This window comes from Pseudoxanthomonas sp. G3, assembly GCF_057654715.1.
Map to the genome: position 1 here is coordinate 2251911 of NZ_CM172805.1, position 12574 is coordinate 2264484.

Here is a 12574-nt window from a genome sequence, read left to right on the forward strand (position 1 = left end):
GGCTTGGCATCGCGCACTGCGGCTGCGCACAATAGCGGTTGAACCGAGGGAGCTCACGCATGGCCAGCATCGATATCCAACACGCGCATTCCAAGTCGCCGAAACAGGCCCGCAAGGCGGTGGAAGACGTCGCGAAGAAACTGGCCGAACGCTTCGACATGGAGTACGACTGGGACGGCGACACGCTGAACTTCAGCCGCTCCGGCGTGGAAGGCAAGATCGCGCTGTTGGCCGACAAGCTGCGGGTCACGGCCAACCTGGGCTTCCTGCTGTCGGCGATGAAGGGGCCGATCGAAGCCGAGATCCGCCGGGTGCTGAGCGAGAAGTTCGACTAATCGCGGAACGGATCCGCGTCGGCCTTGAACAGGCGGCGCGAGACGGCGCGCTCGGCCTTTTCGATATCGCGCACGAAGGCCTTGCCGTCGCCCAGCGCGGCGAATGCGGCGAATCCCCGCTCCAGGAACCCCTGCAGCTCGCCCAGGCCGGTCGCCCGTGCCGGTCCGCGCGACAGCTTGAGCAGGGTCGCCACGCCGGGCGTCTTCACGGCCTGCGCCAGACCCACGCCGACTTCGGCGATCAGGTCGATCTGGTGCGATCGCAGGCGCGGTAGCCCGACCTCGCGATACGCGCGGCCGTACAACTCGGCGTCCAGCTTGCGGCGCTGCGGTGCCAGCCGATGCAGGGCCTCGGCCATCCGCATGTCCAGGGCATGGGTCAATGCGCCGAGTTCGATGCCATGGGCCACCGTCTCCAGCACGGCCCCCGGCAGCAGCCGCTGCATCATCGGCATCACCTTGGCCACGTTGGCGTCGCGCCGGCTGAAGTCGTGGTCGCCGTAGACGTCGGTCAGGAAGAACATCGCCGCCGCCCGGCGCTTCGGGTCGTTCAGGAAGTGGGTGAAGCTGGTCTCCAGCCGCGCGGCCTGCCAGCGGCGCAGCTCGGGCAGCCAACGCAGGCGGTTGCGGGGTTCGATGACCGGATCATGCAGCGCCTGGTGCCAGGCCAGCCGCCTGCCCACGCGTTCGATCAGCGGATTTCCTCGGGCCATGGGTGACATGATCCGGGCCGGCCGGGCGCCCCGCAAGCCGCTGGCCGGTCGGCTACACTCGGACGGCAAGGTCATCACGGGTAGTACATGCTTTCGATCCACAGCGCGCGCCGACGGGGCCACAACGGCAAGATCGGACTGGCCATCGCCGGCGGCGGCCCCATCGGCGGCATGTACGAACTCGGCGCGCTGCGGGCCCTGGACGAAGCGCTTGACGGCCTGGACCTGACCCGGATGGACTGCTACGTGGGCGTCAGCTCCGGCGCCTTCCTCGCTGCCGGCTTGGCCAACCGGATGGGCACCGCCGAGATGTGCCGCATCTTCATCACCGGCACCAGCGATGACGCCGAGTTCCGGCCCGAGACCTTTCTGCGCCCCAACGTTGGCGAGTACCTGCGGCGCGCGGCCAGTCTGCCGGGACTGTATGCCGACTGGCTCGCGCGGCTCGTCCGCAATCCGCGCCGCGCCACCCGCTGGTCGGACCTGTTCCTGCGTTTCGGCGGCCTGGTGCCGACCGGCATCTTCGACAATGAGGAAGTCGAGCGCTTCCTCCGCGACATCTTCAGCCGCCGCGGTCGCAGCAACGATTTCCGCACGCTGGACGCGGACCTGTTCGTGGTGGCGGTGGACCTGGACAGCGGCGAAGCCGTGCGCTTCGGTGAGGAAGGCTGGGACGACATCCCGATCTCGCGCGCCGTGCAGGCCAGCTCCGCCTTGCCCGGCCTGTACCCGCCGGTGGAGATCGGCGGCCGCCATTTCCTCGACGGTGCGCTGCGCCGGACCATGCACGCCAGCACCGTGCTGGACCGCGGCATCGACCTGATGATCGGCATCAACCCGCTGGTGCCCTTCGATGCCAATCAAGCGGCGCCGCAAGCCGATGAGGCCGAGCAGGTCGGGCTGGCGAGCGGCGGCCTGCCCGCCGTACTGTCGCAGACGCTGCGTACGCTGCTGCAGTCGCGCATGCAGATCGGCATGGAGAAGTATCCGCACCGCTACCCGGATATCGACCAGTTGGTGTTCGAACCGAATTCGGACGACAGCGAGTTGTTCTTCACCAACCTCTTCAGCTTCTCGTCGCGCCACCGCGTCTGCCAGCTGGCCTACCGCAACACCCTGGCCGACCTGCGCAAGCGCGCCGCGGTGCTCAAGCCGATGCTCGCGGCGCATGGCATCCGCTACAACGAGGACATCGTCAACGACCGCCACCGCTCGATCCTCGACGGGCTGGACGTGGCCCCGCGCATGACCGAGACCACCGCGCGCCTGCGGCGCGCGCTGGACGACGTGGACCAGTTGGTTTCCAGCCGCCGGGCCGCCCGCCGCCCGTGACCCGGTCACACGCCCCTCATCGGCTGGTGTGAAAACTCTAGACGGCGCTCCGATTCTGGCGCGCAATCCCACCACCACACTGCCGACGGAACGCCATGGCCACGCTGAAGAAATCCGCACGCAAGAAGACCGCTTCTGCCTCCTCCTCCAGCAACGAGCACCTACAGGCCCAGGCCGAACAGTTGTCCAAGCGCCTCGGCGAATCCGCGCAGCAGGTCTGGCTGGCGGGCGTCGGCGCCTTCGGTCGCGCGCAGGCCGAGGGCACCAAACTGTTCGAGACCCTGGTGAAGGAAGGCCTCTCGCTGGAGCAGATCACGCGCAAGACCGCCGGCGGCAAGGCGCAGGCCATGCGCGATGCGGTGGAAAGCACCGTGGGCCAGGCGCGCGAGCGCGCGTCCGACACCTGGGACCGGCTGGAAAAGGTTTTCGAAGAGCGCGTGCATCGCGCCCTGCGTCGCCTGGAAGTGCCGAGCCGCGAGGACCTCTCGGCGCTGATCGATCGCGTGGATGCGCTCAATGCCGAACTGCGCAGGCTCGGTGGCGCTCCGGCTGCGACGCCGGCGCGGGCCCGCAAGACCACGGCCGCCAAAAAACCGGCGCCGGCCGCGAAGAAAACGCCCGCCAAGCGTGCAACGCGCAAGAAGGCTGCACCATAAGGTTGCATAGGCTTTTTCATGCGTTTTCCTGAACGATTTTTTGTTGCGCGGCAGCATCGAATGGCGTAACAATCATTCCAGCCCGCCAGTCCATCGAAGTTCGTTTGCTCCCCTCCCCTTACGGCTTCGGACTGGCGGGCTTTTCTATGTCCGTCGATCACGCATCCGTCGCCACGGACTGGCGTGGCACCAGACACTCCGCCGGCACGCCGGGTAGAATCGCGGCTTCGAATAACAAAAAAAGTCTGCTCGACGCATGTCCATCTGGCTCCTTGGCCTGGCCGTCACCCTGGTGACCGGCATGGCGGCAACCGCCTACCTTTGGCTGGCCCGCCGCCCCCACGATGAAATGTCCTATGGCCTGCATGCGCTGTCGGGCCTGCGCTGGCGCGAGTTCGCCAAGCTCGTGCTCGCCGCCATGGAGCGTCGCGGCCTGGTCGAAGCCAGCCCCGAGCCGCACGAGTCGCGCGAGCCGCAATCCACCTTCCTGCTGTCCCGCGGGGACGAACGCTGGCTGCTGTCGTGCAAGCACGGCTCCGCGTACCGGATCGCCGCCGCGCCTGTGCTTGAACTCGCCTCCAGCATCCGCTTGGGCACGGCCCATGGCGGCATCCTCGCCACCGAGGGCAACGTGGAGAAGGAAGGCCGCGATGCCGCACAGGGCAACAACATCGAAGTCCTCGACGGCCCCCGCCTGTGGCCCGAGGTCGTGGATTTGATCGAACCGAGCCTGCGCGAACAGGTGACGACCTACGCCGCGACGCGTGCCAAGCGCCACATCGGCATCGCCTGGCTGGGCGCCGTCGCCTTCGGCGCGGCCGCCATGGCAACGTGGTCCGGCCAAGGTCCCGCAGCGCCGGTCGAGCGCGCCACGCCCGCCCCTCCGCCGGCCGTTTCGGCAGCCCCCGCGCCCCCCGCGACCAGCGCCGGGCCGGTGGCTGCGGGGCCTTTCAAGGAACCCACGGCGGAAGAACTGGAAGCGCAGATGCGCGAGGTGCTGAAGGCACTCGCCAAGACGCCCGGCATCACCCGCGGCGTCTGGCAGACCAAGCTCACCCTGAGCGTGGACCGCATCGCCAGCGAGAAGGAAGTCTGGCCGTGGATCTGCCTGGAGCTGGAGCGCTATCCCGCGCTGCGCACCACCCGCGTGCAGCTCAACCCGCCGCCGGGCAGCAGCGAGCCGGTGCGCTGGCGCCAGTGCAAGAACATGTGAGGCACCGCACCGCGACACTTCGTCGCTGTGCACCGCCGAGGATCGGATCGATGATCCGGTACCCGCCCCACGCCCCGACCCGATGACCGACGCTCACGCGCCGACTCCCTACGATCGCATCGGCGGCGAAGCCGGCCTGCGGCGCATGACCCAGCGCATGTATGCATTGATGGACACACTGCCGGAAGCGGCGGCCGTGCGCGCGCAGCATCCGGCCTCGCTCGAGGGCAGCGAGCAGAAACTGTTCGAATTCCTCAGCGGGTGGTTAGGCGGCCCCCCGCTGTTCACCCAGAAGCACGGCGCACCGATGCTGCGCGCGCGCCACCTGCCCTTCCAGATCGGGATGGAGGAAGCCAGCGGCTGGCTGGCCTGCTTCCACGGCGCCATGACGGAGACCGTCGCGGACGCGGACCTGCGCGAGTTCCTCTGGTCGCGGATCGAACCGCTGGCGCTGCACATGCGGAACATGCAGGCGGTGCCGTTGCGGTGGACCGATCCGCAGACCCCGTAGAGCGGAGCTCGCTCCGCTGCTCTTCCCGGGACAACCGACAATCCGCGAAGCCGAGCGAGCTCGGCTCTACGATCGCTGCCCGTGCCTACCAGTGCACGCCCCGCATCAGCGCAGCGAATGCGATCTGCTCCTGGCTGGGCGCCGCTTCTTTGAGCGCCTTGCGGTCGCCCTTGGCGGCGGCCGAGTCCGGGAAAAGTTCGAAGGCGGTGTTCATCACCACCTCGTAGGCCTTCGGGGCAACGGCGTTGACCAGCGCGGCGAAGATACCCAGGCGGGTGGCGATGCGGCTGGGCTTCTCGATGATGGCCTTGACCAGCAGATCGGCGGCCTCGTCCGGGGACAGCGTGGGCACGCTGTCGTACATCTTGGTCGGCGCGATCATCGGCGTCTTCACCAACGGCATGTTGATCGTGGTGAAGCTGATGCCCTTGCCCGACAACTCCCCCTGCGCACAGCGGCTGAAGGCGTCCAGCGCGGCCTTCGAGGCGACGTAGGCGGAGAAGCGCGGCGAGTTGGCCAGCACGCCGATCGAACTGATGTTGATGATGTGGCCCTTGCGGCGCTCGGTCATCTTCGGCAGGAAGCCCATGATCAGGCGCAGGCTGCCGAAGTAATTCAACTGCATCGTCCGCTCGAAATCGTGGAAACGGTCGTAGCTCAGCTCGATGGAGCGTCGGATCGAGCGGCCGGCGTTGTTGATCAGGATGTCGACATGACCATGCTCGTCCAGCACGGTCTTCACCAGCCGGTCGCAGTCGGCCATGTCCGCCAGGTCGGCCGTGTACGCGTACACCTTGCCGCCGGCCTTCTTCATCTCGTCCCGCGCCTTGAAGAGTTCCTCTTCGCCGCGCGCAACGATGATCGTGGTGGCACCCGCCTCGGCCACCCGCTGCGCGGTGGACAGGCCGATGCCGGAGGAACCGCCGGTAATGACGACCACCTTGTTGCGGACCTTGCCCTTCAGGGAGCGGTCGACGAACAGGTCCGGGTCCAGGTGGCGTTCCCAGTAGTCCCACAGGCGCCACGCGTAGTCGTCCAGGCGCGGTACCGCGATGCCGGTGCCTTTCAGCGCCCGCTCGGTCTCGCGGCTGTCGAAGCGGGTGGGATAGGTGATAAACTTCAGCACTTCCTTCGGGATCTTGAAATCGCGCAGCAGCATGCCGATGAAGCGCCGCACTGGCGGCAGGTTGCCCACGGCCATGCGAATGCTGCCCGGCACGAAGGCGAACATGCGCGCATCGATGCGCATGGTCATTTCCGGTGCGTGGCCAGCGCGGCAGAAGGTGTTGAGCACCTCGCCGACGCGCATCGGTTCCGGGTCGGTCAGGTGGAAGGTGTGCCCGTCCAGCTTCGGCTTGTGCGCGATGTGGTCCATCGCGTCGGCGACGAAGTCCACCGGCACGATGTTGATGCGCCCGCCCTCGATGCCGAGCACGGGTACCCACTGCGGCAGCAGTTCACGCAGCTTCTTGATCAGGGTGAAGAAGTAGTAAGGCCCGTCGATCTTGTCGATCTCACCGGTCTTGGAGTGGCCGACCACCATGCCGGGCCGGTAGATGCGCCACTTGATCCGCTTCTCCTTGCGCACCAGCCCCTCGGATTCGTGCTTGGTCCGCAGGTAGGGATCGTCCAGCCCCTCGGCTTCCTCGAACATGTCCTCGCGGAAGATGCCGGGATACAGGCCGGCGGCGGCGATGGAGCTGGTGTGGTGGAAACAGCCAGCCTTCAATGCGGCCGCGAGATCGAGCGCGTGCTGGGTGCCGTCGATATTGGCCGCCTGCTGCGACTCGCGGGTGGCGGTCAGATCGTAGATGGCGGCGAGATGGAAGAAATGTTTCACCTTGCCGGTCAACGTGCGCAGCTGGGCGGGGGTGAGTCCGCATCGCGGCTTGGTCATGTCGCCGTGCACCACGGACACGCGCTTCATGTCCCAGCCGGCTTTCTTGGCGATGGCATCGAACTTCTTCTGCGAGTCCTTCCGGACCAGCACATAGACCGTCCCGCTGCGCTTGAGGAGGTTGCCGACCAGGTAACGGCCAATGAATCCCGTGGCGCCCGTGACGAAATAGCTCATGACGACCCCATCCCTCGAGTTGTGTGGGCGAGCCCCTCCGACCGCCCTGCGCGCTAACTTGCCAGAGCGGCTGCGGTTCGACAATCCCGTCACGGATTGACCGCCTGCACCACCCGTGGTGTGATGGCCACGATCACTGGGAGGGATCATCCATGGCAGATCTGAAGACCGCGTTCGAGCAGGCATCCAAGGACATCCAGACGCTGTCCGAGCGCCCGGACAACGACACGCTGCTGAGGCTCTACGGGCTGTTCAAGCAGGGCTCGGAAGGTGACGTGAAAGGCGACAAGCCGGGCTTCTTCGACTTCGTCGGTACCGCCAAGTACGAAGCCTGGGCCAAGCTGAAGGGCACCGCGCCCGAAGACGCCCAGAAGAAGTACGTGGACCTGGTAAAGAAACTTCTTGCCTAGTGGCGCGCGACACCCGCCAGCGCATCCTCGACGCCGCCCTGGCGATGTTCAACACGCAGGGTGAGCCTCACGTCACGACGAACCACATCGCCGACGAGCTGGAGATCAGCCCGGGCAACTTGTATTACCACTTCCGCAACAAGGACGACATCATCGAACAGCTCTTCGCGAAGTACGAAGAGCGCATGGATGCCGCGCTCACGCCGCCCACCGATCGCCTGCCCGGCCTGGAAGACATCTGGCTACAGCTGCACCTGGTGTTCGAGTGCATCTGGGACTACCGCTTCCTCTATCGTGATCTGGTCGAGATCCTCAGCCGCAACCGTCGCCTGCGCCTGCGTTTCGCCCGCATCCTCAAGCGCGCGGACGACAGTGCGCACGCGGTCATGCGCGGCATGGGCCACGCCGGCGTGATGCGCGCCTCGGCCGCCGAGCTGGCCGCCACGGCCACCAATGTGCTGGTGGTCTCCACGTTCTGGCTGAACTATGCGTCCACGCGGGGCGAGAAGGACGAACAAGCCGCCATCCGGCAGGGCATCGTGCAGGTGATGATGCTGGTGGCGCCGTTCCTGCGCGATGCGGAACGGGTGCACCTGAACACACTGACCCAGGCCTACGCCGACTGAGCCGCGCTCAGGCAGCGGCGAGCACCTCGCCCAGACGCATCGACGCAGCGCGCAGCTGCGGCAGCAGGCCGCGGTCGTCGAGCACTTCGAAGTCCGGCCCCACCAGCGCCATCAGCGCGAGCAAGGCCTCCACTGACTCGGCGCCGAGCTCCAATACGCAATGGTGCGCATCGCCGGCCTCGAGGATGCCGCACCAGGGCGGCACGCGCTCGGCCTGCGCCTCGATGGGGCCCGGCAGGCGCAGGCGCACCTGGAAGCGTGTGAACGGCTGGGTGATGGACTTGGCCACGTAATCGACGACGTCCCCGGGAAACGCACGCGGCGGGAACTGCATGCCGGTGTCGTGCAGCGATTGCACGCGGTCCACCCGGAACGTCCGCCAGTCCTCGCGCTTGAGATCCCACGCCACCAGGTACCAACGGCTGCCCGTATGCACGAGCCGCAAGGGTTCGATGACGCGCTCGCTGGCGCGCTGGCTGCGGTCGCGGTACTGCATGCGCAGCCTGAACCCGTCGCGGCAGGCGCCCGCGATGCGCAGCAGTGCATCCACGTCCGAGGTGGGCGCGCCGCCGGCCAGCGACAACGTCACGGAATACAGCGCGCTGGCACGCTTGCGCAGGCGTGCCGGCAGCCACTGGTCCAGCTTGGAGAGCAGTCGCAGGGAAGTGTCCTCCATCCGGCCGACGCTGGCGGCGGCCGTCCGCAAGGCCACCGCAACCGCCACGGCCTCGTCGTCCTCCAACAGCACGGGCGGCATGGCGCTGCCCGACCCCAACCGGTAGCCGCCGCCCAGGCCGGGCGAAGCATCGATGGGGTAGCCGAGTTCCCGCAGCCGCTCCACGTCGCGGCGCAGCGTACGGCGATCGATGTCCAGCCGTTGGCTCAGTTCCGCGCCCGTCCAGTGACGGCGCGACTGCAGCAACGACAGCAAGCGAAGCAGGCGGTTGGAGGTGCTGAGCATGGCCCAGTATGGCGCCTATCGAGGACTGATTCTGTCCTCGATAGGGAACGGGGGCCGCGCCTACCCGCACCACCCACAGAAACGCCCCGGCAAGCCGGGGCGTCGGGGATCCGCCGGGTGCGACTGGTCAGGCGCGACGGGTACGGCGGGCCGTCGGCTTGCGTGCCGCCGGCTTGCGGGCGGCGGGCTTGCGGCTCGTCTTGGCGGGTGCCGCCTTGCGTGCGCGCGACGCCTTGCGCGCGGGCTTCTTCTTCAGGCCCAGCTTCACCAGCACCGGTTCCAGGCGTGCGTCCACCTCGGCGCTGAACTGCCCCACGCGGGCTTCGCCCTGCTCACGGACATCGGCCAGGCGGCCGAGCACGTCGCGCTGCGTGGTGCGGGCGAAGGTCGCGGCCTGCTGGCGGGCGGCGTCGAGTCGCTGACCCGCGTCGGCGGCCGCGGCGAGGGCTTCGCGACGGCCTACGGCGATCAGGCCCAGTCCTGCGAGCCACACATGGCGCAGGGTCGGTTCAAGCGGCTTGCGGGCATTCTTCTTGGTGGCCATGTTCGGTTCCATGTGCCGCACCACGGTGGCCGGCTTCGATGAAGCGATGCTGTCCCGGCGGCGTCGAGCAATCACACTATTGGCCGCTCTCGCGTCGGATTGCGTAGGGGTTGCCTGGGGACGGCGTTCGCCGCCATGCTCGCGGCATCCTCGGAGGGACGACAGATGGCAGGCAAGTCTTCGAAGTGGGCCCCGTTTCCGCACGATGCCAAGGCTTATGCCTACGCAGGCGATGCGCTCAAGAAAGCCTGGCCGGCCCTGCATGCCGGCGACCAGGAGCCCTACCCCGACGAGAAGCGCGCCAAGGCGCTGATCGCGGCGGCCGGCAAGGCGGCGAAGGGCATCACGGCCGACGATCTCGCGCAGCAGCTGCAGGACGCCTGGCGCGCATTCCACCGGGGTGACTTCCAGGCGGCCTACGAGACCGGCGAGGCGCTGGGGCCGTTGGGGGCTTCCGTCGCGGTGAAGGCCCTGGGCATTCACGCTACTTATCTGGTGGACGACGAGGTTGAGCAGCTCAAGCGCTTCGAGCAGGCGGCCAAGCTAGCCGAAGCCGCGATCAAGGCGTTGCCGGACGAAGCCAACAGCCACTACCGCCACGCCTTCGCCCTCGGCCGCTACAGTCAGGGCCTCAGCATCGCCAAGGCGCTCAAGCAGGGCATCGCCGGCAAGGTGCGCACCTCGCTCGATGCCACGCTGGAACTCGCCCCGAAGCACGCCGAGGCACATACCGCCCTGGCGCTTTACCACGCGGAGATCATCGGCAAGATCGGCGCGATGATCGGCGGCCTGACCTATGGCGCAAAGGCGAGCGAAGCCGAGTCCCATATCAAGACCGCGCTCAAACTGACGCCCGACTCCCCCATCGCGCACGTGGAGCACGCCAACGTGCTGCTGCTCCTGCACGGGGACAAGAAGGAAGACGCTGCGGCGGCCGCCTACGAAAAGGCCGGCAAACTCAAGCCCCGCGACGCGATGGAAGCGTTGGACGCGGCGCATGCCAATGCGCAGATCGAGTAGGAGCGCCGTCCGCGCGCTCACTTTGGCGCTGCTGGCCGCGAGCGCGACGCTCCAGGCGCAGGTCGTCGCACCCGCGTCGCCCGCCCCGCCCTCGCCGGTGCAGGTGACGGACACGCTGGTGGATGCCCTGACCTGCCGCACCTCGAGCGCCGACATCGCCGGCCTGCTGGGGCGGCTGCGACGCGAACGTCCCGCCGAGTTCGTGCAGACCGAGCGCCAGTACGGTTCGCCGAAGATGGATCTCTATCGGCTCGATGCGCCCGTGCAGGCGTGGGGTAACGAAGGCGATGCCATCGTCGTCACCGACAACCGGGTGCTGTTGCTGGTGGATGCCCCCATCGACACGGCCAGCGCACGCCTTGAACAATCGCTCGCGGACAGCCGCGACGCACCGCTCTCCGGCGCGCTCGATGATTTGCATGCGCTGGTGGTGTACGCCGGCGAACATCCCGGCATGCAGCAACGCACGCTGATCGGATGCGAGTACCGCATGCCCGCGCTGTCGCTGCTCGCCCATCCCGACGACGCCTGGCGCACGCCCACGCCGTGAGCGGATGCGTGCGCACCGCGCGCGCGACGATATTTCACTCCTGTCTCCATGGCGCACGTGGCGTCTGCCGAACGCGCTTCAGGCGTGCTGCCACGCTCGCGAGGCGCCCTTAACGGCACGCCCCGAACCAACTTTAGGGCCGCCGTCACGCTTTTGATTCATCGCGCAAACCCTTGCATTGCAGGGGTTTCCGGGCCCTACCACATTTTTTCGCGGCGGCCCTAAAGGTTTTTTTGGCAGCGCCGTTATTCATTTCGCAACACGAAGACGACTAGCCCAACAAAACAAACCGGCAGCGTCTTTTCCCTTCAACGCCGTGAATCCAAATAAGAGGAGACGAACATGGCACAGGTCATCAACACGAATACGATGTCGCTCAACGCTCAGCGCAATCTGAGCACCAGCGGCGCCTCTCTGGCCACCACCATCCAGCGCCTGTCGTCGGGCCTGCGCATCAACAGTGCGAAGGACGACGCCGCCGGCCTTGCGATTTCCGAACGCTTCAGCACGCAGATCCGCGGCCTCGATGTCGCCGTCCGCAATGCGAACGACGGCATCTCGCTGGCCCAGGTCGCCGAAGGTTCGCTGACCGAGATCGGCAACAACCTGCAGCGCATCCGCGAACTGGCGGTGCAGTCCTCCAACGCCAGCAACTCCGCTTCCGACCGCGCGGCGCTGAACGCCGAGGTCAAGCAGCTGACATCGGAAATCGACCGCGTCGCCAAGCAGGCCGACTTCAACGGCACCAAGCTGCTGGACGGCACCTTCACCAGCCAGCTGTTCCAGGTCGGCGCCAACGCCGGCCAGGCCATCGCGATCGACAAGGTGGTGGACGCCCGCGCCCAGACTCTGGGCGGCGTGACCTTTGCCAACGTCTACACCGGTACGGCCCTGGGCGCCGACGCGGCCGCCGCCGACACGACCTATTCGCAGCTGCAGATCACGGTCACCCCGACCGGCGGCAGCGCGAGCACCGTCGACATCGGCGCCTTCGACGTGAAGGCCGGCCAGTCGATCACCCAGGCGGCGGCCGCCGCCATCAACAACAAGCTGGGCGAGACCGGCGTGTACGCCGAGGTCAAGGCCGGCGTCATCAACCTGACCTCGGTCAAGGGCGGGCAGGAATTCGCCCTGGCCTTCGGCGGTCCGGCCGTCACCGGCGCGACCGTCGCCACCGCCGCCAACCTCGGCCTGACCGAGACCAGCACCAACGGCGGCGACCTGGCCACCACGAACAGCTTCGTCCAGGGCCTGGACATCACCACCTTCGCCGGCGCCCAGCGCGCCCTGGAAGTGGTGGACAAGGCACTGACCTCGGTCAACGGCGCGCGCGCCGACCTGGGCGCGATCCAGAACCGCTTCACCTCGGTGGTCGCCAACCTGCAGACCAGCTCGGAAAACCTCGCCGCGTCGCGCAGCCGCATCCGCGACACGGACTTCGCCAAGGAAACCGCCGAACTGACCCGCACCCAGATCCTGCAGCAGGCCGGTACGGCCATGCTGGCCCAGGCCAACCAGGCGCCGCAGGGCGTATTGAGCTTGTTGCAAGGCTGAACCTAGCGTCCCCGGCGGCACGGCGGGGAATCGTTGGACAACATCATCCCCCGTGCAGAAAACGCCTAAGGAGTC

The 12574-nt window shown here is 67.4% G+C and carries 14 protein-coding genes; 10 read left to right on the forward strand and 4 right to left on the reverse strand.

Features of this window, described 5'->3' with window-relative positions; genetic code table 11:
- Positions 1-59 precede the first annotated feature (59 nt).
- On the forward strand, positions 60-335 hold the full coding sequence (locus AC23D6_RS10695) for a polyhydroxyalkanoic acid system family protein (protein ID WP_487749256.1): 276 nt from the start codon (positions 60-62) through the stop codon (positions 333-335).
- Here the strand turns inward: AC23D6_RS10695 and AC23D6_RS10700 are convergent.
- Positions 332-1048 carry a DUF8198 family protein gene (locus AC23D6_RS10700; protein ID WP_487749257.1) on the reverse strand — a complete coding sequence of 239 codons (717 nt, stop codon included), beginning with the start codon at positions 1046-1048 and terminating at the stop codon, positions 332-334. The genes AC23D6_RS10695 and AC23D6_RS10700 overlap by 4 nt on opposite strands.
- A gap of 87 nt (positions 1049-1135) precedes the next feature.
- Between AC23D6_RS10700 and AC23D6_RS10705 the strand changes: the two genes are divergently transcribed.
- From AC23D6_RS10705 to AC23D6_RS10720, 4 genes are all read left to right on the forward strand, one after another.
- Positions 1136-2380, forward strand: a complete 1245-nt coding sequence (locus AC23D6_RS10705; RefSeq protein ID WP_487749258.1) for a patatin-like phospholipase family protein — start codon at positions 1136-1138, stop codon at positions 2378-2380.
- Positions 2381-2475: 95 nt separating this feature from the next.
- Positions 2476-3036 carry a phasin family protein gene (locus tag AC23D6_RS10710; protein WP_487749259.1) on the forward strand — a complete coding sequence of 187 codons (561 nt, stop codon included), beginning with the start codon at positions 2476-2478 and terminating at the stop codon, positions 3034-3036.
- 256 nt (positions 3037-3292) lie between these two features.
- The gene (locus AC23D6_RS10715) at positions 3293-4249 is read left to right on the forward strand and encodes a restriction endonuclease (protein ID WP_487749260.1); all 957 of its coding nucleotides are present in this window, start codon (positions 3293-3295) and stop codon (positions 4247-4249) included.
- Between the two features lie 82 nt (positions 4250-4331).
- Positions 4332-4760: a group II truncated hemoglobin gene (locus tag AC23D6_RS10720; protein ID WP_487749261.1), complete on the forward strand. Its 429-nt coding sequence runs from the start codon at positions 4332-4334 to the stop codon at positions 4758-4760.
- An 85-nt stretch (positions 4761-4845) separates the two neighbouring features.
- Here the strand turns inward: AC23D6_RS10720 and AC23D6_RS10725 are convergent, their stop codons facing one another.
- A complete protein-coding gene (locus AC23D6_RS10725; protein ID WP_487749262.1) occupies positions 4846-6834 on the reverse strand; it encodes an SDR family oxidoreductase in 1989 nt (662 codons plus the stop codon).
- Between the two features lie 152 nt (positions 6835-6986).
- Here AC23D6_RS10725 and AC23D6_RS10730 point away from each other — a divergent pair, with 152 nt between their 5' ends.
- Both AC23D6_RS10730 and AC23D6_RS10735 read left to right on the forward strand, forming a co-directional pair.
- The gene (locus AC23D6_RS10730; protein WP_487749263.1) at positions 6987-7244 is read left to right on the forward strand and encodes an acyl-CoA-binding protein; all 258 of its coding nucleotides are present in this window, start codon (positions 6987-6989) and stop codon (positions 7242-7244) included.
- Positions 7244-7870 carry a TetR/AcrR family transcriptional regulator gene (locus AC23D6_RS10735; RefSeq protein WP_487749264.1) on the forward strand — a complete coding sequence of 209 codons (627 nt, stop codon included), beginning with the start codon at positions 7244-7246 and terminating at the stop codon, positions 7868-7870. Before AC23D6_RS10730 ends, AC23D6_RS10735 begins: the two co-directional genes overlap by 1 nt.
- A gap of 7 nt (positions 7871-7877) precedes the next feature.
- On the opposite strand, the gene AC23D6_RS10740 is transcribed toward AC23D6_RS10735, so the two are convergent.
- Positions 7878-8831 (reverse strand): helix-turn-helix transcriptional regulator, encoded by a 954-nt coding sequence (locus tag AC23D6_RS10740; protein WP_487749265.1) that lies wholly within the window; start codon positions 8829-8831, stop codon positions 7878-7880.
- Positions 8832-8958: 127 nt separating this feature from the next.
- On the reverse strand, positions 8959-9375 hold the full coding sequence (locus AC23D6_RS10745; RefSeq protein ID WP_487749266.1) for a hypothetical protein: 417 nt from the start codon (positions 9373-9375) through the stop codon (positions 8959-8961).
- 165 nt (positions 9376-9540) lie between these two features.
- On the opposite strand from AC23D6_RS10745, the gene AC23D6_RS10750 reads away from it, so the two are divergent.
- The 3 genes from AC23D6_RS10750 to AC23D6_RS10760 all read left to right on the forward strand — a co-directional run bounded on the left by AC23D6_RS10750 (position 9541) and on the right by AC23D6_RS10760 (position 12499).
- Positions 9541-10395 carry a hypothetical protein gene (locus AC23D6_RS10750; protein ID WP_487749267.1) on the forward strand — a complete coding sequence of 285 codons (855 nt, stop codon included), beginning with the start codon at positions 9541-9543 and terminating at the stop codon, positions 10393-10395.
- Positions 10373-10945, forward strand: coding sequence for a hypothetical protein (locus AC23D6_RS10755; protein ID WP_487749268.1), 573 nt, complete (start codon positions 10373-10375; stop codon positions 10943-10945). The genes AC23D6_RS10750 and AC23D6_RS10755 overlap by 23 nt, the downstream gene beginning before the upstream one ends.
- A 342-nt stretch (positions 10946-11287) precedes the next feature.
- Positions 11288-12499: a flagellin gene (locus AC23D6_RS10760; RefSeq protein ID WP_487749269.1), complete on the forward strand. Its 1212-nt coding sequence runs from the start codon at positions 11288-11290 to the stop codon at positions 12497-12499.
- Positions 12500-12574 lie beyond the last annotated feature (75 nt).